22 protein-coding genes and 1 pseudogene are annotated in these 20,708 nt (G+C 67.8%); 9 read left to right on the top strand and 14 right to left on the bottom strand.

The annotated features are described in order from the left end of the window. Positions 1–24: 24 nt before the first annotated feature. Genes ACFVHY_RS14620 through ACFVHY_RS14610 form a run of 3 tightly spaced genes read right to left on the bottom strand, consistent with a single transcriptional unit; the run spans position 25 to position 2,001 of the window. The gene (locus tag ACFVHY_RS14620) at positions 25–426 is read right to left on the bottom strand and encodes an SRPBCC family protein (protein WP_390272932.1); all 402 of its coding nucleotides are present in this window, start codon (positions 424–426) and stop codon (positions 25–27) included. Between the two features lie 16 nt (positions 427–442). Beyond that, positions 443–1,237: a CPBP family intramembrane glutamic endopeptidase gene (locus ACFVHY_RS14615; RefSeq protein ID WP_390272929.1), complete on the bottom strand. Its 795-nt coding sequence runs from the start codon at positions 1,235–1,237 to the stop codon at positions 443–445. A 38-nt stretch (positions 1,238–1,275) separates the two neighbouring features. Beyond that, positions 1,276–2,001: a GAF and ANTAR domain-containing protein gene (locus ACFVHY_RS14610; RefSeq protein ID WP_390272927.1), complete on the bottom strand. Its 726-nt coding sequence runs from the start codon at positions 1,999–2,001 to the stop codon at positions 1,276–1,278. A gap of 168 nt (positions 2,002–2,169) precedes the next feature. On the opposite strand from ACFVHY_RS14610, the gene ACFVHY_RS14605 reads away from it, so the two are divergent. Further along, positions 2,170–2,892 carry a cutinase family protein gene (locus ACFVHY_RS14605; protein WP_390273235.1) on the top strand — a complete coding sequence of 241 codons (723 nt, stop codon included), beginning with the start codon at positions 2,170–2,172 and terminating at the stop codon, positions 2,890–2,892. Between the two features lie 7 nt (positions 2,893–2,899). On the opposite strand, the gene ACFVHY_RS14600 is transcribed toward ACFVHY_RS14605, so the two are convergent. The 6 genes from ACFVHY_RS14600 to ACFVHY_RS14575 form a co-directional block, all read right to left on the bottom strand. Continuing rightward, positions 2,900–3,181: a hypothetical protein gene (locus ACFVHY_RS14600; RefSeq protein ID WP_390272925.1), complete on the bottom strand. Its 282-nt coding sequence runs from the start codon at positions 3,179–3,181 to the stop codon at positions 2,900–2,902. 162 nt (positions 3,182–3,343) lie between these two features. Further along, positions 3,344–4,705 (bottom strand): cytochrome P450, encoded by a 1,362-nt coding sequence (locus tag ACFVHY_RS14595; protein ID WP_390272922.1) that lies wholly within the window; start codon positions 4,703–4,705, stop codon positions 3,344–3,346. 168 nt (positions 4,706–4,873) lie between these two features. Beyond that, positions 4,874–5,212, bottom strand: a complete 339-nt coding sequence (locus tag ACFVHY_RS14590; protein WP_390272920.1) for a PRC-barrel domain-containing protein — start codon at positions 5,210–5,212, stop codon at positions 4,874–4,876. After that, positions 5,209–5,580: a PRC-barrel domain-containing protein gene (locus ACFVHY_RS14585; protein ID WP_390272917.1), complete on the bottom strand. Its 372-nt coding sequence runs from the start codon at positions 5,578–5,580 to the stop codon at positions 5,209–5,211. The genes ACFVHY_RS14590 and ACFVHY_RS14585 overlap by 4 nt, the downstream gene beginning before the upstream one ends. Continuing rightward, positions 5,577–6,806, bottom strand: coding sequence for an Nramp family divalent metal transporter (locus ACFVHY_RS14580; RefSeq protein ID WP_390272915.1), 1,230 nt, complete (start codon positions 6,804–6,806; stop codon positions 5,577–5,579). Before ACFVHY_RS14580 ends, ACFVHY_RS14585 begins: the two co-directional genes overlap by 4 nt. Positions 6,807–6,809: 3 nt before the next feature. Then, a complete protein-coding gene (locus ACFVHY_RS14575; protein WP_390272912.1) occupies positions 6,810–7,301 on the bottom strand; it encodes a hypothetical protein in 492 nt (163 codons plus the stop codon). Between the two features lie 195 nt (positions 7,302–7,496). On the opposite strand from ACFVHY_RS14575, the gene ACFVHY_RS14570 reads away from it, so the two are divergent. Beyond that, entirely contained in the window at positions 7,497–7,652 is a 156-nt protein-coding gene (locus ACFVHY_RS14570; RefSeq protein WP_390272910.1) for a hypothetical protein, read from the top strand. A 33-nt stretch (positions 7,653–7,685) separates the two neighbouring features. Here ACFVHY_RS14570 and ACFVHY_RS14565 read toward each other — a convergent pair whose 3' ends face one another. Next, positions 7,686–8,360: a TetR/AcrR family transcriptional regulator gene (locus tag ACFVHY_RS14565; protein WP_390272907.1), complete on the bottom strand. Its 675-nt coding sequence runs from the start codon at positions 8,358–8,360 to the stop codon at positions 7,686–7,688. Positions 8,361–8,393: 33 nt separating this feature from the next. On the opposite strand from ACFVHY_RS14565, the gene ACFVHY_RS14560 reads away from it, so the two are divergent. The 4 genes from ACFVHY_RS14560 to ACFVHY_RS14545 all read left to right on the top strand — a co-directional run bounded on the left by ACFVHY_RS14560 (position 8,394) and on the right by ACFVHY_RS14545 (position 11,938). After that, positions 8,394–8,561 (top strand): hypothetical protein, encoded by a 168-nt coding sequence (locus tag ACFVHY_RS14560; protein WP_390272905.1) that lies wholly within the window; start codon positions 8,394–8,396, stop codon positions 8,559–8,561. 73 nt (positions 8,562–8,634) lie between these two features. Beyond that, positions 8,635–9,663, top strand: coding sequence for an alpha/beta fold hydrolase (locus ACFVHY_RS14555; protein WP_390272902.1), 1,029 nt, complete (start codon positions 8,635–8,637; stop codon positions 9,661–9,663). A 64-nt stretch (positions 9,664–9,727) separates the two neighbouring features. After that, positions 9,728–10,825, top strand: a complete 1,098-nt coding sequence (locus ACFVHY_RS14550; protein ID WP_390272899.1) for a Rieske 2Fe-2S domain-containing protein — start codon at positions 9,728–9,730, stop codon at positions 10,823–10,825. 27 nt (positions 10,826–10,852) lie between these two features. Next, entirely contained in the window at positions 10,853–11,938 is a 1,086-nt protein-coding gene (locus ACFVHY_RS14545) for a dihydrodipicolinate reductase (protein ID WP_390272897.1), read from the top strand. A 188-nt stretch (positions 11,939–12,126) separates the two neighbouring features. Here the strand turns inward: ACFVHY_RS14545 and ACFVHY_RS14540 are convergent, their stop codons facing one another. From ACFVHY_RS14540 to ACFVHY_RS14530, 3 genes are all read right to left on the bottom strand, one after another. Beyond that, positions 12,127–13,059 carry an oxidoreductase gene (locus ACFVHY_RS14540; RefSeq protein ID WP_390272895.1) on the bottom strand — a complete coding sequence of 311 codons (933 nt, stop codon included), beginning with the start codon at positions 13,057–13,059 and terminating at the stop codon, positions 12,127–12,129. 70 nt (positions 13,060–13,129) lie between these two features. Then, positions 13,130–14,488 (bottom strand): styrene monooxygenase/indole monooxygenase family protein, encoded by a 1,359-nt coding sequence (locus ACFVHY_RS14535; RefSeq protein ID WP_390272892.1) that lies wholly within the window; start codon positions 14,486–14,488, stop codon positions 13,130–13,132. A gap of 130 nt (positions 14,489–14,618) precedes the next feature. Next, on the bottom strand, positions 14,619–15,179 hold the full coding sequence (locus ACFVHY_RS14530) for a dihydrofolate reductase family protein (RefSeq protein ID WP_390272890.1): 561 nt from the start codon (positions 15,177–15,179) through the stop codon (positions 14,619–14,621). A gap of 139 nt (positions 15,180–15,318) precedes the next feature. Here ACFVHY_RS14530 and ACFVHY_RS14525 point away from each other — a divergent pair, with 139 nt between their 5' ends. Beyond that, on the top strand, positions 15,319–17,550 hold the full coding sequence (locus ACFVHY_RS14525; RefSeq protein WP_390272887.1) for an acyltransferase family protein: 2,232 nt from the start codon (positions 15,319–15,321) through the stop codon (positions 17,548–17,550). A 62-nt stretch (positions 17,551–17,612) separates the two neighbouring features. On the opposite strand, the gene ACFVHY_RS14520 is transcribed toward ACFVHY_RS14525, so the two are convergent. After that, positions 17,613–18,140, bottom strand: a complete 528-nt coding sequence (locus ACFVHY_RS14520; protein ID WP_390273234.1) for a vancomycin high temperature exclusion protein — start codon at positions 18,138–18,140, stop codon at positions 17,613–17,615. Between the two features lie 213 nt (positions 18,141–18,353). Here ACFVHY_RS14520 and ACFVHY_RS14515 point away from each other — a divergent pair, with 213 nt between their 5' ends. Both ACFVHY_RS14515 and ACFVHY_RS14510 read left to right on the top strand, forming a co-directional pair. Further along, positions 18,354–19,727, top strand: coding sequence for a wax ester/triacylglycerol synthase family O-acyltransferase (locus tag ACFVHY_RS14515; RefSeq protein ID WP_390272884.1), 1,374 nt, complete (start codon positions 18,354–18,356; stop codon positions 19,725–19,727). A 229-nt stretch (positions 19,728–19,956) separates the two neighbouring features. Beyond that, positions 19,957–20,708 (top strand): annotated as a pseudogene (locus ACFVHY_RS14510) (Fe-S oxidoreductase); the annotation flags it as partial.

Below are 20,708 nucleotides of genomic sequence, written 5' to 3'. Positions count from 1 at the left end.
CGGCCGGTTCGGCCCGGTTGGATACTAGGCCGGGCCGGCCGCCTCCAGCAGGGATTTCAGTTGTGCGAGATCTTTTTCCACCATCTGGGTGTCGCGGTCGAACTCGTCGTCGGACATGGCCAGCTGCCGGATCGTGAAGACGACTTCGGCACCTTCTGGATGTGCCAGCACCCGAAGCGGATTGAGCACGGTGTCCCCGGTGGGAAGCACCACCTCGTGGTCGACGACGCCGAGACCGTTCCGCGGGACGAACCGGACGGTCACGGTGCCCATCGGCGATTCCACGAGCAACTCGTCACCCCGCCGGACCACCTCCGACTTCGCCAGCCCCGCGGCCCAGCGCGGCAGATTGTCGGGCTCGGCCGCGAAGTCGTAGACCTTCGCAGGTTCGGCGTTGATGACCACACTCAGGTGCCGGCTGCGCATGTGGCCAACGTAGTCGCTACCGCAGACGCCTGCCGACCGTGTTCGCCGGCTCGATGTGGTGGCGGGCCAGGAACAACACGATGCCGAGCACGACGTAGACCAGGACCGGCGCGAACGCACCGACATAGCCCCTTTGATCGACCAGGATCATGGTGCCCGAGATGAGCGTGAAGTCGAAGAGTCCGTGGATGACCGAGTTGAGGACGTTGCCGCCCGACACCCGCCGGATGAGATAGAAGAAGTAGCCCGCCAGGCTGACCACCACCGCCTGCGGGATGGCACTCAACCCGTGGCCGATCACGTTGGTGAGGTGCACCGCGCCGAAGATGACGCTGGACCACAGCGCCACCTTGCCCTCGCTGAGCCCGTGATCGCGCAATGTGGTGACACCGATGCCCCGGAACATCGCCTCCTCGCCCCAGCCGACGAACTGCGTCGCGATCAACAGGGTCAGGATGAACAGGAGGTCCTTCTGGGCCAGCGAGCTGTAGTCGATGCCGACCAGGATGGCCATGACGAAAACCGCCGGGACGATCCAGACCCAGCGCCGGACGGGCCGGTCGTCGCGCAGCACGGGCTTGCGCCATCCCAGGACGACGATGACGACGATCGTGAACACGAGCGCCGCCCCGAGCGGGAGGATCATCCCGAAGACCACGCCCGCGGTGGTGACCGGCTCGTTCTCGTCCGCGAAGCGCGCGATCGCCAGGCCCCCGAGCTGGATGATGGCCAGGTAGACGACGACGATTCCGGCGAAACCGGCATAGCCGAGACGCCGACGGGCTCCGGGCCCCAGTTGCTCGAGGTTCACCCGGGGAATCTAACAGCCCCCGACGCCGACCTGCCCGGTCAGGAGAGCGACTCCGCGCCCCCGTCGGTGGGCTCGGCCAGTTCCCTCTCGATGAGCTGTTCGGCGACCTTGGCCAGCGGCGTGTTGGTGTCCTGGGACAGGCGTCGGAGCAGAGCGAAGGCGGCGACCGAATCGATGCGGAAGCGGTACATGATCATGCCCTTGGCCTGACCGATGATGTCCCGGCTGGCCAACGCACTGCGGAAGTGTTGTTGCTGCCGCGCGGCGCGCAACGCCAGGGCGGCGTGGGTCGCGAACAACAGGCCGACTTCCAGGGACTCGTCGCCGAAGGCGTCCGGCGTATCAGCGAACACGTTGAGCGCGCCGATGGTCCCCTTGTCGGTGAACAGCTTGAACGACAGGCTGGACCGCAGCGGACTCTCGTCGAGGATGCGGGCGGAGAAGGCAGGGAATCGCTCGTCGCGGGCGATGTCGTTCACGAGGACGGTGTGGTGTTCCCATGCCGCCTGCAGGCACGGTCCCTCGCCCGTCTCCTTCTGGATCCGATCGGCCAGGTTCATCAGCGGGTCGGTGGGCGCGAGCGTGTCGAAGTTCTTCTTCTGATCGACCAGCAGGACGCCCGCGTACTGCGCTCCGGGAACGTACTCGACGGCACCCGCGGTGATCGACGGCAAGACCTCGGCCGCGGTGTCCTCGCTGGACTCGGGGACGGCGTGCATCTGCCGCGCCAGCTCCGCGATCTTGAAATGAACGTCTGTCTCCACGGGCACTCATCCTCATCATCAACCGCCGGCGTGCCCGACGATTACCTGATCGTACTTATGTGTCAGTCCAAGCTTGTTGTTCGTGCCGGACTGTCGTCCGGATGGCCCTGGATCGGCTCAATCTTTGGGACGATCAAGCTCTTATCTCCGTCGAACGTGATCTCTACCATTGGCCTGGTGATCAAACGGTTCAGTGTCTCCGTCCTCTGTGTCATCGCGGCGATCACGGGGGCGGTGGCCGTCGGCTCGCCCACGGCGCAGGCCGCACCGTCGTGCTCCGACGTCGAGGTCGTGTTCGCACGCGGCACCGTCGAGACCTCTCCGCCGCTGGGCCTCACCGGGATCTCCTTCGTCGAGGCCGTTCGCTCGCAGCTGCCGGGCCGGTCCGTCAGCGCCTACGGCGTCAAGTACCCGGCCAGCGACCAGTTCAACAACCGGTTGAAGTTCGCCCGCACGGTGGCCGACGGCGTCCGCACCACCCAGAACCGCATCAAGTACCTGGCCGCGAAGTGCCCGGACACCAAGGTCGTCCTCGGCGGCTACTCCCAGGGTGCCGTGGTCGCCGGCTACGCCGTCCACGCCGGACTGGACCTGCCCGCCCGGTACGCCGCGTACGACCGGTTCGTCCCGCCGCCGCTGCCGGCGAACATGGCGCGCAACGTCGCCGCGATCGTGCTCTACGGTGCGCCGTCGGATCGGTTCATCGACGACATCGGCGCGCCCCCGGTCAAGGTGGCCGCGCCGTACCGCAGCCGCACCGTCCGCTACTGCATCCCCGGCGACACCATCTGCGACGGGGCGCCCGTCGGCGGCCCGAATGCCCTGCACGTGCTCTACTCGGTCAACGGCATGACGCTCGAGGGCGCCCGGTACGCGGCCCGGCGGGTCTGAGCTCGGCTCAGAAGTCCGGCGCAGGCACGACTTTCGCGAAGGTCCTGCTGGCGTCGGACTTCTCCGCTTCGTAGACGAGAGCCAGTTCGGCCCGCTCGAAGTTCTGGAACCACTCGTCCCAGGTGATGGGCTCGAGGTCGCCGTCGACCGCACCGTCGAAGTCGATGCGGAGCATTCCTGTTCCGCCGACGCTCCGGATGCCGCGAACCCGGGCGGGCACACCCCGGTGGGTGGTCGCCCACTCCCGGATCTCGTCGTGATCGCGCGTCGTCCTGCAGTGAGACCCCATCGGTCGTCTCCTATCGTGCCGCACCGAAACCCACCATTGGGCATCGCGGTTCGTGGACCGCCCTGTCCTTGTCTCGGCGTCCGGGCGTCCGACGTCAACCGCCGATCGGTGCGCTGTTCATACCCAGGACAGGCTCTCGTCAATCCTGCGTGAGCCGGGATGTCAGGGCGCGGCTCGGAGCGAGACGGTGAGATCGAAATGGTCGAAGGCGCGTGGCATCTCGGCGACGCCGCCGCGCACACGTGGCGCGAGCACGTTGTCGTCGAGTTCGTGGCCCTCGCAGATCGCCGCGAGCACCGCCGTGCTGAACATCAGGACCACGTTGCGTCCCGGGCATTCGCCCCGGCCGTCGCTGAACGGGACGACACCGGCGAGTCTCTGAGCGCGTCCGTCGGCCCAGGCGTCGGGGGTGAAGCGCTGGGCGAAGTCCATTGCGTCGTCGTCACGTTGGAAGAACTCCCCGATCACGATCGTGGTCGCGCCTTCGGGGACGGTGCCACCGTCCCAGGGGACGTCCCTGCTCGCCTCGCGAAGGATGGCGAGGGTCGTCGGCCACAGACGCAGCGACTCCAGGACAGTCGCACGGAGCGTCGGCAGCAGTCGCGCCTCCCCTGGGTCCACGCCGGCGACCTCGGTCCGTGCCGCCGTCACGGTCGCGGGGTGGGCGGCCAGCAGTGCGAGCGAGCGGTGGACGGCCACCGCGACCGCGTCGAATGCGAACAGCCAGTGCGGGATCTGACCGGTCGGGTCCAGCGAACCCGGATTGTCCAGTGCGTCTCTGGTGACCCCGGCGAGCGAGTCGCCGGGCGCGGCGGCCACCAGGTGGTCGAGACGCCGCCGGAAGTTGTTGTAGGTGGTGGACCGATACGGGAAGACCGGGCCCCAGTTGGCATCCCGACGCAGCGCCGTCAGGAGGTCGGTCACCTTCTCGTCGTCGCGGGCCGCGTCACCGAAGACGAAGCGGCGCACCATGCGCCAGTGCGCGACGGCGTAGGCATCCCACGTCAGACGGCCGTCGGTGAGGGTCGCGAGCAGCTCCGCGATCTCGGATTCGACGATCTGTCCGCATCGTCGGTGCAGGGAGTGCACGTCGGAGGAGGTCTGCAGCGCCAGCTCGTTCAGTTCACGACGGGCCCGGCGATGCCGGTCGTCCGAGATCAACACGCCCGTCGGCTGGAAGCGCGACAGCGCCGCGACCTTCTCCTTCGACGCCGGGGTGAACGGATCCGGCGTTCCGTCGAGCGTCGCCGTCACCGCCGGAGGCCGCAACGCGAGCACCATCGACCGCGGGAAGGTGAGGGCCAGCGCGTCGGCGTCGTACCTGGACCGCAGACCGTTCAGCACCCGCGCCGCGCGACCGTGGGTGTCCAGTCGCCCACCGAGGCGGACCATCGACTTGCGTCGCGCCACAACACCTTCGGCGATCACCGGGGCCAGCACACCGCCCAGGATGCGGCCGGTGTCGAGGAGTCCTGCTCGCGCCAGCCGCGGCGTCGTGGTCGCCTGGCCTGTGCTTTCCTGCACGTCATCATCGGGTCCCCGGGACATCTGCGACGACTCTCCTCACCACAGCGGATTCACGCCGGGCGGACCGCGGCGTCGGCTGCCCCCGGTCTACCCTTCGACCGTGCTGACCAAACCGTCGTCTGTGCGTATCACGGCGTCGACTGGGCGCACCGGACCTCCGAAGCGTCAGGATGCCCCGCGGTCGCCGGCGGTGTCGAGCGAGGCGTCGAGGCGATGGAAGCCGTCCCGGAGGTAGACCGTCCCGTCCTCGACGGTCTCCACGTCGTCCCATGGGATGAGCACGGTGCCGCGGTGCAACCACGCGAAGAACCGGTTCAGCGCCCATGGCCGCGCGACCCCCTGACGTTCGTACCCGAGGAAGGACACGCGATTCCGGCGGTTGACGAGCAACCCGACAAGCCTCAGTTCGTCGTCCTCCACCTCGAAGCGCAGGTCGATCACGTGGCCGACGTGATCGCCGTCCGATCCTCGGACGGTGCAGCTCAACAGGTCGCTGGCAATCATCGCTTCCCGCTCCCGGGGATGCGCGCGACGATGTGATCCCGGCACCACCGTTCCGGCCACGCGAGTTCGAGTTCCTCCTGCGCGTCGTCGACCGCGACGCGCACATCGATGTCCCGCACGCGGTCGAAGGGGATGCGGTCGAGTTCGCTGATGTGCGGCCCGCCGCCGATGAGTCGGTAGAAGAGCGCGCGGCCGGTGAGCAGGGCGGAGACCCGCGGCGGGCCATCCTCCGGCATCTCGATCTCGACGTCGTCGACGACGCCGAGCGGCACCCCATCCCGGTCATGGATCTGCCTGTCCAGCAGATGGAGTCGGAGATCGATCGTGGCCCGGCGCGACAACCCGCGGTCGTCGTCCCGCGCACTCACCGCCCCGCCCCCGTCACGATCAGCAGCGGTATCGCAGCCACCGAGGCGACCACGATGATGCCCAGATAGATGGTTCCGAAGAAGTTCATCACTCGCCCGTTCACTCTGTCTCCCATGTATTCTCGATCATTCGCCACCACGAGGATCGGTAGATAGGTCAACGGCAGGGCGACCGCGGAGAACACGACCGAATACTCGGTGACCATGATCGGATCGACGCCGGTCAGCAGGATCAGCACTCCCCCGAGGAGGAACACGATGATCACGAGGTGGAACCGTGCCGCTTGGAACGGCTTCTTGGCTGCGCCCCAAGGCCATCCGGCGTACTGGGCGATGGTGTAGCCGGTCGACAGCGCCGTCTCCAGAGCCGCGCCGGTCGTCGCCGCGACCAGCCCGATGATCGCGAAGGCGAGTGCCAGCTGTCCGCCGGCCTGCGCCACGGGTAAGACGACCTGCGACAGCGAATCCACCGAGATGTCGGCGGGCATCAGGTAGAGCGCTGCGGCGCCGGCGATCGCGATCGAACCCAGGCCGCCGAGGGGGAATCCGACCAGCACATTCCATCGCTCGCGGGCGAGATCCTTACGCCGCCAGCCCTCCTCGATGCCGCCCGAGGAGAAGAAGAAGACCTCGTACGGTGTCATCGCCGCACCGAACAGCGCGATGGCGTAGTACCAGTACGTGGGTACCGACTCCTGTGACGGGATCGAGGGCGCTGTCATCTGACTCCACACCTCACCCCAGGACGGTTGCAACAGGAAGAAGACCACGCCGAACACGGCCAGGCACAGGCCGAGCAGGCCGGTCACGTTCTCCATGATCTTGAAGTTGGCCCGCCACAGGATGATCCACACACCGAATGCCGCGACCGGCACCCACAGCAGCGGCGCGACCCCGCTCGCCAGTTGCAGCGCGAGCGCAATGCCGCCGATCTCCGCGGTGAGGGTCAGGCCGGTGACGAACAACGAGGCGACGAGGTTGGCCGCACCCATCCGCGGGCCGAGTCGTTCCCGGATGATCTCGAAGGTGCTGCGTCCGCTCACCGCGGCGACCCGCCCGGACATCTCGGCGAACAGACAGATGCCGATGACGCCGACCACGACGACCCACACCAGACCGAAGCCGAACCGGGAGCCGACCACCGCGTTGGTGACGATGTCACCGATGTCGAGGAAGCCGCCGATGGCGGTCAGGATGCCGAGTGCGACGCCGAAGATCGTCTTCACCGTTCATCCCCTCCCGCCGGCTGCGGAACGGGGGTCGTCGACGATCTGTTGCAGCCGCTCGCCGACCTTGGTCAGGGCGTCGAGTGACTGCGCGACCCGCGGGTCCTCGCGGTCGAGCAGCGTCACCGAGCGGGCGGAGACGAGGACCCGGGTGGCCTCGCCCATGGCGTCCTCGACGCCCGCCCGCATCGGTTCATCGGCCACGTTGTCGATGTCGAGGTTGACGACCGCCCCGTAGGCGGACAGTGACTGCTCGATGAGATCGTCGAAGAGGACGCGCACATACTGTCGCGGTGCCCGGTCCTCGGCCCACAGGCGCAGGCCCTCCTGTCCGGAGGCGACCGAGCTCACCACGTCGCCGGACGAATGCGACAGCTCGGCCGTCACGCCGCCGGGTTGCCGAGCGCATCCGACGAGGAGGAGCAGACACAGTCCGCACGCGAGAACCGCGCGCAGCGTGTACGCCGCGGCCCTCGGCTCGGTCGGCTGCAGCATCACCGTCTCTTTCTCGTGTCCTGGCGCGTCGCGGCGGTCCGCGTCCGGGACGGGCCGCCTCATGGAATAGCCCGCGGGACAGCGAGCGAAACCGGCACCGGTCATGCGAAATCCACGGGTCGGCGATGCCCCCGAGCGCGGAGTTTGGCACGTCGGCGTGAGGGGAACGCACCGCTCGACACGAAGGAGTGCACCATGACCTCAGGTGAGCAGCACGACCAGCCGTACGACCCCGACGCCGACCCGGACATGCTCACGTCGAACGCCTCGCAGCCGGACCAGGCAGAGGGCGAAGACGACCCGGCCGAGACCGGCAGCGAGACCGACTCCGACGGTCGCGACGCGGACTGATTCGCGTTCGCGCGACACCCGCCGGGCGGTTCCTCAGCCCGCGAGCAGGGCGACGATGGCCCTGGCCAGGCCCCGGCGCGCCAACTGCTGATCCTGGAAGGTGCCGAGTTGCTTCTCCGACACCAAGCCTCGCATGGCCCCGGGCAGGAACGCCGCGACCTCGCGTACCCGCTCCGGATCGACGTCGAGGTCGGCGAAAGCGCGCTGGCACGATTCGACCCACGACGGCCCCCACGACGCGAACTCGGCGGCGGTCTTCGGGAACAGCCGGCGCAACTCGTCCGGATCGCGCGGCAGGGCCGCCCGCAGGGTCTCGATGGCGCGTGACTCTGGCGCGGTCAGCCCGTCGTACATGAGGTCGACTATGGCTGCGACCCGCTCTGCCAGCGGCGCTTCAGGTTTGACATTCATCGGGAGGTCGCCACGATGCTCTGCGGTCCGGTGCAGCACCGCCGCCCACAGACCGTCGATGTCGTCGAACTGGTACTTGACCGCGCCCCACGTCGCCCCGATGTCCTTGGCGATCCGATTGCCCGACACGGACGCGGGATCGCCGGTGGCCAACGACGCGAGCGCGGCGTCGAGCATCGCCTCGCGCGTCGCCTGGCCGCGTCGGTTCACCCGCCGGGTGACACTGCCGGTTCCACCCTCAGCGGATCCGTCGGTCTCGGCGCGGGCGTCGGAGGTGCGGGATTCGCCGGAAACCATGGCTGCCGATCGTAGCGGCTGTCGGTCTTGGTCATGGCCTCCGACGACGCGTTGACCGGCACGATGTTTGGCGATCATTCACTCGGCTACCCGTCCGCCGAACCGATGGCGACGAAGAACGGACGACCATCATCCGTGCAGGCAGCCGACCGGTTCAGGCGCAACCCGACAAATGGCACAAACCGTTACCTGAAGCGGTAGATACAGACAGGCGATATTTGTATCATTGTGCAGCCGATGTGACACGAGTCACTGGCGGTTCGAGGAGGACGACATGAGTGCAGCAGCCGCCGGCATCGGAGCCGCCCGTCACGCGCTGTCCGGCCTCCTACCAGCAGAGGCGCGACGCCGGCTCCGTAACCGCGTCTACGTGGACACGCTCTTCAACAGCCGCGAACCCGAACGGACCTCATGGGCGGTGACCGACGACGGCGCGCGGTTGCGCGTCGCCCACCACGGGCCGGCGGACGCCCCCGTACTCGTTCTTGTGCATGGTTGGTCGTGTTGTGTCGAGTACTGGAATCCGCAGATCAATGCGCTGGCCGAGCGCTACCACGTCATCGCCTACGACCAGCGCGGCCACGGCGAGAGCACCTGGGGCCGTCGCGCATTCGACACCGACGTCCTGGCCGACGATCTGTCCACCGTTGTCTCCCAGGCACTCCCGGAAGCGTCCACAGCAGTGTTCGTCGGGCACAGCATGGGCGGCATCACCCTGCAGGCCTGGGCTCACCGACATCGCGATCAGGCCGAGTCGCGAGCCACCGCCATGGTTCTCGCCAACACCACGTGGGGCGGGGTCGCCACCGAGAGCCGGGTGCTGCCGCTCGTCAACGGCCCGATCAAGGCGCCGCTGTGGCTGCTGCAGATGGCGCTGTCGATACCGGTTCCCTTCCCGGGAGATCGGTTCACACGGAGCGTCATCCGGCATCGCATCCTGAACGGCCGGTCGGCGACCGTCGATCACGCCGCATTCGTTCTCGCGATGACCCGCTCGTGCTCGCCCAGTTCCCGCGCGAAGTCCGCCGTGGCCCTTCTCCAGTTGGCGATGGGACCCGCAGGCGCCGACGCCATCACCGTGCCGACAACGGTCATCGGCGGTCGGCACGACCTCCTTCTCCCGCACGCGATGACCCAGCGCATCGCGCATGCCCTGTCGATTCGCGGCTACCTCGATCGCCTCGTGGTCCTCGACACCGGCCACGCGTCGAACATCGAGGCCGCCGAGGACTTCACGGCCGAGATCCATCGGGTCATGCATTCCGCGTCACCGAGTCCGGAGCTCGCCGAAACCGCCAGCTGACCAGGCACAGCCTTTTTCATAGAGCCCTCTTGCATTCTGGTCCCGCGGGACCTACGGTTGCCGCATGGCGAGAACGCCGCTGTCGATGACACCCACCGGTTGGTTCCAGGTCGCCTGGTGCTCGGAGATCCCGGTCGGGGCGGTCCACACGATGAAGTACTTCGGGCGCGAGATGGTCGCCTGGCGGTCGCGGTCGGGCCAGGTCTCTGTGTTCGACGCCTATTGCGAACATCTCGGCGCCCACCTCGGTCACGGCGGCCACGTCGAGGGTGAGAACCTGGTGTGCCCGTTCCACGGCTGGGAGTGGAATCGCGATGGTCGCAACGTCTGCATCCCGTACGAGAAACATCCCAACCGGGGGCGTCGGATCCGCAGCCATCCGGTCGTCGAGCGCAACGAGGCCATCTGGATCTGGCACGACATGGAGGGTCGGCCGCCGCATTTCGATGTTCCCGACATCTTCGGCGACTTCGACGACGACCGCACCGCCGCCGATTACTACCCACCGGTGCCCGCAGCCACCCTCTTCCGGCCGGGACTCGAGATCCACCCGCAGTACATCATGGAGAACGGCGTCGACTTCGCCCACTTCAAGTTCGTCCACAAGACACCGTTCATGCCCGAGTTCACCCGGCACGACTTCGACGGGCCGGTGTCGCATGTCGACTTCACGATCGCCTTCGAGGAGGGCGCAACACTCGAGAACGCCACCAGCGGCGTCGAATCGATCAACGCCGGGTTGGGCTGTTCGGTCACCAAGAGCTGGGGCATGGTCGACAACCGCACGATGCCGGCGGTCACCCCGGTCGACGAGCACACCTCCGACGTGCGGTTCACCGTGTGGATCGGACGCAAGCCCGGTGAAGAGACCGGCGAGATCACCCGCTACGGGACCGTCATGGCCGACCTCGTCATCGAGCAGTTCGCCGCCGACATCGACATCTGGGCACACCAGCGGTACTCCGATCCACCCGCGTTGTCCCGCAAGGAGTTCGAGGGATTCACCGCTCTCCGCAAGTGGGCGCGCCAGTTCTACCCCGACGGCGGGCCCGACGATGCCGATCCGTCGTCGTCGAGTGGAGCGGTGCTGCCACAAGGCGATGACTTCGTCCGCATCCGCCGTTCCGAGCTCGAGGCGCTACGCGCCGCCACGCAGTCCTGACATACATTCAGCCCGAGAGGATCTGTCATGACCACCACCGAACAAGTTCGGGTCTTCCAGGTCGCCACCGGCAATCTGGGCACCGAGATGATCGGGCGCATCCAGTCGCATCCCGACCTGGAACTGGTTGGGCTGCATTGTTATACGCCAGACAAGATCGGCCGCGACGCCGGTGAGATCGTCGGCCTCGACCCGATCGGGGTGACGGCCACCGGCACGGTCGAGGAGATCATCGCCGCCCGTCCGGATGTCCTCACCTTCCACGGCGTCTTCCCCGACGAGGACCTCTACGTCCAGGTTCTCGAAGCCGGGATCAACGTCGTGACCACCGCGGATTGGATCACCGGATTCCATCGCGACACCAATCACCCGCACCATTCGGGACGCAAGGTCAGCGAGGTGATCGCCGAGGCCTGCGAGCGCGGCGGCGCGACCTTCTACGGCACGGGTATGAACCCCGGTCTGGCGCAGATCCTCGGCATCGTGCACACCGCCGATGTGGCCGACATCGAGAACGTCACGGTCATCGAATCCGTCGACGTCTCCTGCCACCACTCCGTGGACACCTGGAAGGCCGTCGGATACGGCCTACCCGTGGACGATCCGAGCATCCCCGACTCGCTCTACAAGTACACCGCGGTCTTCGCGGACTCGGTCTATCTGATGGCCGACGCCTTCGACCTCGAACTCGACGAGGTGGCCTTTTCCTACGAATTGGGCGCCTGCACCAAGGACGTCGACCTCGGCTGGTATCAGCTCCCGGAGGGTTCGCTGGGCGGCAGCTACATCAAGTACCAGGGCATGGTCGACGGTGTGGCGCGCGTCGAATCCCACCTCGAATGGCAGATGACACCGCACACCGATCCGTCGTGGAACATCCAGGCCTGCTACATCACCCAGGTCACCGGCGACCCGAACATCTACTCCAAGCACATGATCTTCCCGCGCAAGGGTTTCGACCTCAGCAAGCCGGAGAACTTCGCATCCATCGGCATGACCGTCACCGGACTCCCGGCCCTCAACTCGATCACGTCGGTCGTCGCGGCCGCGCCGGGCATCGTGACGAGCGCCGACCTCCCGCTGCGGTCGTTCGCCGGGCGGTTCGCGATCTGACGGAACGGGGCTGTGACGCACCCCTTGCTCCCTGAGGAGCGAGCTTGCGAGCGTCACGAAGGGTCTTCGCAACTCCCGCGCCAAGACCCTTCGTGACGCGCCCTCCGCAAGCTCCGGGCGCTCCTCAGGGAGCGGGGGTCGACGCGCCCTCCGCAAGCTCCGGGCGCTCCTCAGGGACCGGGGGGAGGTCAACCGAGGTCGATCGTCACCCCGGTGAGTTCGGCACCGATGTCCCACAACCGCGCTGCAACGTCGCGGTCCTTCGCCTTCGCCGACGGCTCCACCAGCACCGGAGGGCCGGCGAGCCCGAAACCGCCCACCGGGCCGTAGTATTCGCCGCCCTGCGCCTTCGGGTCGGTGCCCGCGCGGAGGACCGACAACGCCCCGTCGGGCGGGTCCATGATGAATCGGTCGGTGAGCCATCGCAGCGAGGACGCGTGATAGGCCCACTGCAGGAACCGGCTCTGCTCGCGCATCACGCCGGTGCGGGTTCCGCCCGGGTGCGCGGCGAGCGAGATCGCCGATTCCTCCGCGCTTCTCATCCGACGATCGAGTTCGAGGGCGAACAGCATCTGGGCGAGCTTCGCCCGCGAGTAGGCACCGGCACTGGTGAACGCACGGTCCATCGGGAGGTCCGTGAAGTCGATGTTCCCGGCTCGGTGCGCCTGACTGCCGACGGTGACCACCCGCCCGGCGTCGGCTGCCAGGATCAGATCCATCAGCCGGCCGGTCAGCGCGTAATGACCGAGATAGTTGGTCCCTAAGTCCATCTCGAACCCGTCCGGGGTGAGTTCGTGCCGCGCCCGCATGACGCCGGCATTGTTCACCAGCAGATCGACGGTCGCATGCCGGCGTCGGATCTCCTCGGCCGCGGATCGCACGGAATCCAGACTCGCCAGATCGAGATCGACGATCTCCACCTCGGCGCCCGGAACCTTCGCGACGATGTCGTCGCGGGCCTCCGCAGACGTTTGAGGATTGCGGCACGCCAGCACGACGCGAGCGCCCAGCGTCGCCAGCCCGAGCGCGATCTCGCGCCCGATCCCCGAGTTCGCGCCGGTCACCACCGCGACCCGTCCGGTTTGCGGAGGCGCGTCGGCCAACGTCCACCCCGACTTCACATCTGCCCCCTCCGGCGCCGGCTCGAACGACGATGTCGTTCGTATCACATGGCGCCGGAGGGGGCGAGAGTCAGGCGCTCACGGCCTCCGGGGCGGCGCTGCTGAATTGTCCGGCCGGCGCGAAGCGGGCGAGGACCTCGTCGTGCGGCTCTCCGGCCACCGCGGCGATGAAGCCCTCCACGTCCTCGCGGGTCCGCAGACCGAGCAGCGGATTCGGTTCGGAGAGGAGACCGAACAGGGCCGACGCGATGGCGGGACTGACGGCGGCAGCCGGAAACGACAACTCCAGGTGGGTCGCGTAGTCGGGGTCGCCCAGGTAGAGCCGGGTGACCTCGACGGCGGCCCGTCCGCGTCGCTCCCAATGCTTCTCGAACTCCGCCGACAGCCATTCGGCGGTGAATTCGCCCTCGTGGTCGCGAGCGGCCTTGACCAGTTCGGCGACCTGGATCAGCGAGTTCTGCGCACCCTGCCCCGCGACCGGGTCGACGGCGATCGCGGTATCACCGATCGCCGCTACCGGATGCCCGCCCGCGGTGGTGGCGACGGCCTGCCGCACGGTCGGGGTGACCGCACCCTCGAGCCACGACACCGGATCGGACTCGATGACCTGCAACCGGTCGATGACCGGCGCATCCTCCGGGAAGTATTCGGCGAAGATGCCGGAGATGGTCTGCCGGGCCGAGACCGCGTCGTGGACGTCATCGATCCGGGCGGCCCACGCCCCGTCGGGCTTGGCGAAGACGATGAACGACCACGTCGGGCCGGCGTCCTTGTGCAGGAACGGTCCGACGAAGATCTCACCGTTCTGCGCATCCAGGTTGAACAGCGAGTGGTCGCCGCCCGCGCTGCTGCGGTAGGAAAAGGACTCCGGGCCGTGGTCGACGCCGGTCAGGGTGACCTGCAGCAGCCGACGCTGCGGTTCCCGGTAATGCGTGCGCGACTCGTCGACCGGGAACAGCGTCGACAGTCCACCCTTGCCGGTGGCGACGAGGGTGATGTCAGCGTCGGCGGCGATGGCGTCGAGACGGTCGAGGTCTACGTGCCCGACCTCGAATCGGCCGCCGCGGTCGAGGAAGCGGGCGAGTCGGTCGTCGGCGCGGAGGCGGAGGTCGACGGCCTGGGCGACGTAGCCGTAGTCCGGGTTGAACTCGAGGACCGCGGCGCGATCGTCGCCGCTGCCGGAGTACAGCCGGGCGCTGATGCCGGTGGTGTTGCTGACCTCGTACAGGTCCTCGATGATCTCGGCATCCCACTCGCGGGACTTGCCGAACAGGACACCGACACCGGTCGGCGGCACCTTGTCGCGCAACGACTCGCGGTCCCGGTCGCTGTGGAGCGTGACGTCGAACCCGGCGTCGAGGAAGCCGAGGGCGGCGCTGGTCCCGGCCAGCCCGGCCCCGATGATCGCGACCGATCGTCGTGCTGTCATGAATGGATCTCCCCTGGTTGTCGGCGTGTAATGGCTGCTCGACAGGGTGCCGGGGCGATCGGTGTGGCTGAAGGGTTAGACGCACCGAGAACGAATCGGCGCTTCGGTGCCGGCTCGGGTGGGGAACGCGCTACGCGTCGTCGCGAACTCGGCGGTACCGCTCGTAGATCACCTGTCCCCCGTAGGTCCGGGTCTCGGCGAGCGACAGCCGGATCGTGTCGGCGACCGGCGGCAGCAACGGGGTACCGCCACCGACGATGACCGGGTAGCGGAAGATGCGGAACTCGTCGACGAATCCGAGTTCGATGGCCTGCCGGGCCAGGTCGGCGCCGCCGATCTCCACGTCGCCGTCGGTCGAGTCCAGCACTGCGGTGAGCTCGTCGGCCAGCGATCCCTGCGCCAGCCTGGCGTTGCCCTCGATCGACGTGAGGGTGCGGCTGAAGACCACCTTGGGCAGCGCAGACCAGATGTCGGCGAACGCGGCATCCGCGTCGTTCTCCCGCATCCGCGGGTCGGTCTCCCAGACCAGCATCGTCTCGTAGAGCCGGCGGCCGCACACGAACGCGCCGAGCTCGCCGACCCGTTCGGTGTGGAAGGCGAACAGATCGTCGGCGGGGACCGACCAGTTGAAGTTGCCGTCGCGGTCGGAGATGAAGCCGTCCACCGAGACGCCCATCGACAGAAGCAACATGTGAGGGATGCTACGACGCCGCGCCGACAGAGTCGCGGACTCCGACGCAGCAGGTGAACACACGAGTCTGCGGTGAGGTCCGACGACACCCCGCTCGTGCCAGGCTTCCCTCAGGTGCGGGCAAGTACCATCCCCCTCTGTGCGTACGCCCCTGACCGATGCGACACCCGTCGCAACCCCGAACGAGGACGCCGCGACCGGCAACACGTCCGGGTACCGGTTGGACCTCGACGGGTTGCGCGGCATCGCGATCGCGCTGGTGGCGATCTTCCATGTCTGGTTCGGCCGGGTGTCCGGCGGCGTCGACGTCTTCCTGACCCTGTCCGGCTACTTCTTCGTCGCGTCTCTGCTCAAGCACGTCCTGGCGACCCAACCCGCGACGAGTTCCTGGGGCGCGGCGATCAATCCGTGGCCTCGGTTCTCCCGACTCCTGCGCCGGTTGCTGCCCGCTCTGCTGCTGGTGCTCGCGGTCACCGCCGGACTGATCGCGCTGATCATGCCGACGACGCGTTGGGGACCGCTCGGGGCCGAACTGCAGGCCAGCGCGCTGTACTACCAGAACTGGCACCTCGCGTTCGAGTCGCAGGACTACGCGGCCGCCGACTCCGCGAACAGCCCGATGCAGCATCTCTGGTCGATGTCGATGCAGGGCCAGTTCTTCGTCCTCACCCTCGTCTGCGCGCTGGCACTGGGCGCGGTGCTGCGTGCCCTCGGCCGGCGATCCGCGTTCTTCGCCGACCCCAAGGTGGTCCGTGGAGTCGTCGGGATCGCGCTCGGCGTCGTCGCATTGGGCTCCTTCGCGTGGGCCAACTACCGCCACGGGATCAACCAGCCCTTCACCTACTACGACACCGTGGCCCGTCTGTGGGAACCGCTCGTGGGCGGACTCCTCGCGGTGTGGATGCCGCGGATCGCGCTGTCGCAGCGGGTGCGTGACCTACTGGGAATCGTGGCCCTGGGCCTCATCGTGACGTGTGGCTGGTGGATCGCCGGCGTCCAGGAATACCCCGCGGCGTGGGCGCTCGTCCCCGTGGGCGCGACGCTGATCCTCATCTGGGTCGGCTCGTCGCAGACCGCCCCCATCGATCAGGCCCCCGTCGATCAGAAGACGGCGTCCGGCCAGACCTCGATCCGATCCGGGGTGAGCCGCGGTCTCGCCCATCCCCGGCTGGTGTGGCTGGGCTCGATCGCCTACGCGCTGTACCTGTGGCACTGGCCGCTGCTCATCTTCTATCTGGCGTGGCGCTATCAGGACGACGTCTCGTGGTTCGAGGGCGCCGCCATCCTGGCCGTGTCCGTGCTGCTCGCCTGGCTCACGACGAAGTACGTCGAGGCACCGCTGCGTGCCGGGTCGGCGAAGCGGAAGCAGTCCCCGGTGCCGCCCGATGCCGATGGCGCGGTGACGCGGCCGCCGTTCGAGAAGACCAGGGGCTACCGGCGCGCGCTCGTCGCGGTGCTGGTCGTCATCAGCGTCGCGGCCGGCGCCGCCGCGGTGACCTGGCAGCGCGACGCCGCCAACGCCACCCTCGACACCCAAAACCTCGACCCGCGGCTGTACCCGGGTGCGCGGGCCTTCCTCGACGGCGCGCCGGTACCGAACGTGGCCGCACAACCGAGCCCGGACGTCGTCGACATGGACTGGCCGATCACCTCCTACGACTCGATCATCAGCGGTTGGAAGGACCCATCCATCAAGGTCGGGTACTACGGCAACGTGAACGCCACCCGAACCATCGCGCTGGTCGGCGGTTCGCATGCGGAACAGTGGATCACCGCGCTCGACGCCATCGGCAAGCGCCACGACTTCCGCGTGACCACCTACCTCAAGGTCGGGTGCGCCCTCACGACCGAGCACGTGTTCACGTGGTTCGGCCAGAAGTACTACCAGTGCAACGACTGGTCGCGTCGCGTCATGGAGCGGCTCGCCGTCGACAAGCCGGATGTCGTGTTCACCAACAGCACCCGGCCCGTCGAGTCGGGCGACGGCGACTACGTCCCCAAGGACTACGAAGAGATCTTCGCCGAGTTCCGCGACCGCGGGCAGCGGGTCGTCGCGGTCCGCGACAACCCCTGGGCCACCGGACAACTCAAGCCGCCGGAGTGCCTCGCCAGCGGTCGCAAACCCGAGGTGTGCGGCGTGCCCCGCGCTCAGGCTATGGCGCCGGCCGACCCCGCCGCCGCGCTCGCCGGCGAGTTCCCCAACATGAGCTTCCTCGACTACACCGACGCCATGTGCGACGACGAATACTGCCCCGCGGTTGTCGGGAACATCCTGGTGTGGCACGACTTCCACCACCTCTCGGCGACCTTCGTCCGCAGCCTGATCCCAGCCGTCGAAACCGATCTCCAGCGGTCGCTGGGCTGGTGGTGACCCTTCGTGACGCTCGCAAGCTCGCTCCTCAGGGAGCAGGGTGACGCTCGCAAGCTCGCTCCTCAGGGAGCGGGAGATGTGACCGCCGTCAGCACCGCCCGCGGCCCGGCGAACACCGTCTCGCGGACGTGGTTCCGGACGAGAGTCCAGGCGGGACAGTCGCATCGGGCCGCGACCCCGCGCGCGTCGACACCCTGGTCTCGGCACAACGCGATGGCACGGCGCAGGTGGAAACCCTGCGTCACGATGACCACCTCGTCGACGCCGAACACCTTGCGGGCGCGCCGGCAGCTCGCCGCGGTGTCGAGGCCGGCCGGGTCGTCGGTGATCACCCGCGGGTCGACACCGCGTTCCTCGAGATAGCCTCGCATCACCGCGGGTTCGTTTCCCGCCCCCTCGGAACCGTTGCCCGAGTTGATGATCCGTCCCACTCCCCCGGACCGGTACAGGTCCAGCGCCGTGTCGAGCCGGCCTCGCACGTAGTCGCCGGGCGAGCCGTCGTCGTAGACGAGGGAACCCAACACCAGCAGCGTGGGCCGGCGGGCGGGCGCCGTCGCGTCGTCGATCCTGCCCACCGACGAGAAGTACATCCACGTGACGGCCAGGGTGATCCACAGTTCGATCAGCACCAACAGCACCGGCACGACGAGACGAGCACCTGACCTCACCCCTACAACGTAGGGGGACCGACTCCCAACATGCCCATTCGAGCCCGGACCCGGCGGTCGCCCCGTGATACTGAGGGGACCTCGGTCGCGCTCAGCCTGCGCGCATCCATTTCGTGGTGTGAAAGTGATGGTGCGATGCCGTACATGCCGGTCACCTCGTCGATGTTCCTCCTCGCCGAGACGCGGGAGCAGCCCATGCACGTGGGCGGACTCCAACTGTTCGTACCGCGCGAGGGCCAGTCGTCGAGCGAACTCGCCGAGGAGATCATCGAGGCGTTCTGCGGCTGCACCGAAGTCCATCCGACCTTCCGCAAGCGGCCGGCGGTACCGGTGACCCTGCTGGGCAACGTGGCGTGGTCCTTCGACGACGAGATCGACTTCGACTACCACGTCCGCCGGACTGTGCTCCCCCGCCCCGGCCGCGTCCGCGAGTTGCTGCGATACGTCTCCCTCAACCATGGGGCCCTGATGGACCGGTTCCGACCGATGTGGGAGATCCACGTCATCGAGGGTCTCGACGACGGCCGGGTGGCGCTCTACAGCAAGATCCACCACTCCGTCGTCGACGGCGTCTCCGCGTTGCGCCTGCTCCAGCGGACCTTGTCCGACGACCCTGACGACCGGTCGGGTACTGCACCCTGGGACCCGGCGCTGGTCGAGCGTCGACCCCCGCGCCCCTCGCCGAGTCTGCGCAGCCGGGTGTCCGGCCTGGCGAACGTGGCCGGCCAGGTCGCCGGCCTCGGGCCCGCGGCCGCGAAGGTCGCGGTGGCCGGTCTCCGCGACCCGGAGTTCGTCGCCCCACTGGGACGGGCCCCGCGCACGATTCTCGACGTCGCGATCGGGAGCGCCCGCCGATTCGCCTCGCAGCAGTGGGAGATCGACCGTCTGCGGGCAGTGGCCGATGCCCGGAACATCACCCTCAACGACGTGATCGTCGCCATGTGTTCGGGGGCCTTGCGGTCGTACCTCATCGACCAGGACGCGTTGCCTGACGCCCCGCTCATCGCGGCGGTGCCGGTGTCGATGCACACCGACGGCGATGACGACGGCAACGCGGTGACCGCCATCCTGGTGAGTCTCGCGACCGACGAGCCGGATCCCGAACGCCGCCTGGACAAACTCGTCGAGTCGGCGCGCCACAGCAAGTCGGTGGTCCGAGGTCTTCGTCCGCTGCAGGCCCTCGCGCTGGGCGCGGCGAATTTCGCAACGCTCGCCTTCGCGACCGTGCCCGGCTTCGTCCAGTACGTCCCCCCGCAGTTCAACATCATCATCAGCAACGTCCCCGGGCCGTCGAAGCACCTGTATTGGAACGGCGCCCGCCTCGACGGCGTCTACCCGGTCTCCATCCCCACGCAGGGCCTGGCGCTCAACATCACCGTGACCAGCACCGCCGAGCACATCAACTTCGGGCTGATCGGCGCCCGGGCCCAGCTCCCGAGCCTGCAACGCCTGCTCACGCACCTCGACACGGCGCTCGAAGAACTCGAGAAGGTCGCGCGAACGCGGTGACGCCTCCGGTCGCCCGCGGCCCGGACGTGGCCTCGGACACCCTGACTCGACAGTAAGTTACTGGCGAGTATCATCTGATATGAGGTAGACCAGCGTAATTAGGCCAGCCTTGGCAGCGCGCCGGTGGCGCAACGAATTACGGTTACCTGTAGTACACCGCCCCGTGGTACCCAGCCTCGCGTTCCGCGACCGGGGGCGGACGACCTAGACGAAAGGCCGGTACGCGCCCGTGACTACCACGACGATTGCCATCGGCACGACAGCCGCGGTGATCAGCCTCCTCTGCTGGTACCTGTTCCTCGGTGGCGTGGTGCGGATCTTCCGCACCATCAAGCTCGGGCACAAGGTCGACAGCTCCCGCTTCTGGCCCATCCTCCCGCGCTTCGTGACGATGATGAAGGAATTCATCGTCCACACGCGCATGGTGAAGTTCCGCACCGTCGGCTGGGCGCACTGGCTCGTGATGGTCGGCTTCCTCGGCGGATTCCTGCTGTGGTTCGAGGCCTACGGACAGTCCATCAACCCGGAGTTCCACTGGCCCGTCTTCGGTGACACCTTCGCGTGGCACCTCTGGGACGAACTCCTCGGCATCGCCACCGTCGTCGGCATCATCGTGCTGATCGTGATCCGCCAGCTCAACCACCCGCGCGTCCCCGAGCGGTTGTCGCGCTTCGGCGGTTCGCGCTTCGGACCGGCCTACTTCGTCGAGGTCATCGTGCTGCTCGAGGGCCTGGGCATGATCCTGGTCAAGGCGTCGAAGATCGCGACCTACGGCCACGCGAACGCCTACTCCGACTTCTTCACCATGCAGGTCGCCAAGATCCTCCCGGCCTCGCCGACCCTGGTGTCGATCTTCGCCGTGATCAAGCTGATGAGCGGCATGGTCTGGCTGGCGATGGTCGGCATGAACATCAGCTGGGGCGTTGCCTGGCACCGTTTCTCGGCCTTCTTCAACATCTACTTCAAGCGCGAGCAGGACGG

Source organism: Gordonia sp. NPDC127522 (genome assembly GCF_042672305.1).
Taxonomy (GTDB): Bacteria; Actinomycetota; Actinomycetes; order Mycobacteriales; family Mycobacteriaceae; genus Gordonia; species Gordonia hongkongensis.
Note: the sequence above shows the minus strand (reverse complement) of the source record. Positions and strands in the feature narration are given on the sequence as shown.

Excerpts from the sequence above, each read along its gene's own strand:
- ACFVHY_RS14620 (WP_390272932.1), bottom strand. The coding sequence starts at position 426 with ATGCGCAGCCGGCACCTGAGTGTGGTCATCAACGCCGAACCTGCGAAG.
- ACFVHY_RS14600 (WP_390272925.1), bottom strand. The coding sequence starts at position 3,181 with ATGGGGTCTCACTGCAGGACGACGCGCGATCACGACGAGATCCGGGAG.
- ACFVHY_RS14590 (WP_390272920.1), bottom strand. The coding sequence starts at position 5,212 with ATGATTGCCAGCGACCTGTTGAGCTGCACCGTCCGAGGATCGGACGGC.
- ACFVHY_RS14575 (WP_390272912.1), bottom strand. The coding sequence starts at position 7,301 with ATGCTGCAGCCGACCGAGCCGAGGGCCGCGGCGTACACGCTGCGCGCG.
- ACFVHY_RS14570 (WP_390272910.1), top strand. The coding sequence starts at position 7,497 with ATGACCTCAGGTGAGCAGCACGACCAGCCGTACGACCCCGACGCCGAC.
- ACFVHY_RS14565 (WP_390272907.1), bottom strand. The coding sequence starts at position 8,360 with ATGGTTTCCGGCGAATCCCGCACCTCCGACGCCCGCGCCGAGACCGAC.
- ACFVHY_RS14560 (WP_390272905.1), top strand. The coding sequence starts at position 8,394 with ATGGCCTCCGACGACGCGTTGACCGGCACGATGTTTGGCGATCATTCA.
- ACFVHY_RS14555 (WP_390272902.1), top strand. The coding sequence starts at position 8,635 with ATGAGTGCAGCAGCCGCCGGCATCGGAGCCGCCCGTCACGCGCTGTCC.
- ACFVHY_RS14550 (WP_390272899.1), top strand. The coding sequence starts at position 9,728 with ATGGCGAGAACGCCGCTGTCGATGACACCCACCGGTTGGTTCCAGGTC.
- ACFVHY_RS14545 (WP_390272897.1), top strand. The coding sequence starts at position 10,853 with ATGACCACCACCGAACAAGTTCGGGTCTTCCAGGTCGCCACCGGCAAT.
- ACFVHY_RS14535 (WP_390272892.1), bottom strand. The coding sequence starts at position 14,488 with ATGACAGCACGACGATCGGTCGCGATCATCGGGGCCGGGCTGGCCGGG.
- ACFVHY_RS14530 (WP_390272890.1), bottom strand. The coding sequence starts at position 15,179 with ATGTTGCTTCTGTCGATGGGCGTCTCGGTGGACGGCTTCATCTCCGAC.
- ACFVHY_RS14520 (WP_390273234.1), bottom strand. The coding sequence starts at position 18,140 with ATGTACTTCTCGTCGGTGGGCAGGATCGACGACGCGACGGCGCCCGCC.
- ACFVHY_RS14515 (WP_390272884.1), top strand. The coding sequence starts at position 18,354 with ATGCCGTACATGCCGGTCACCTCGTCGATGTTCCTCCTCGCCGAGACG.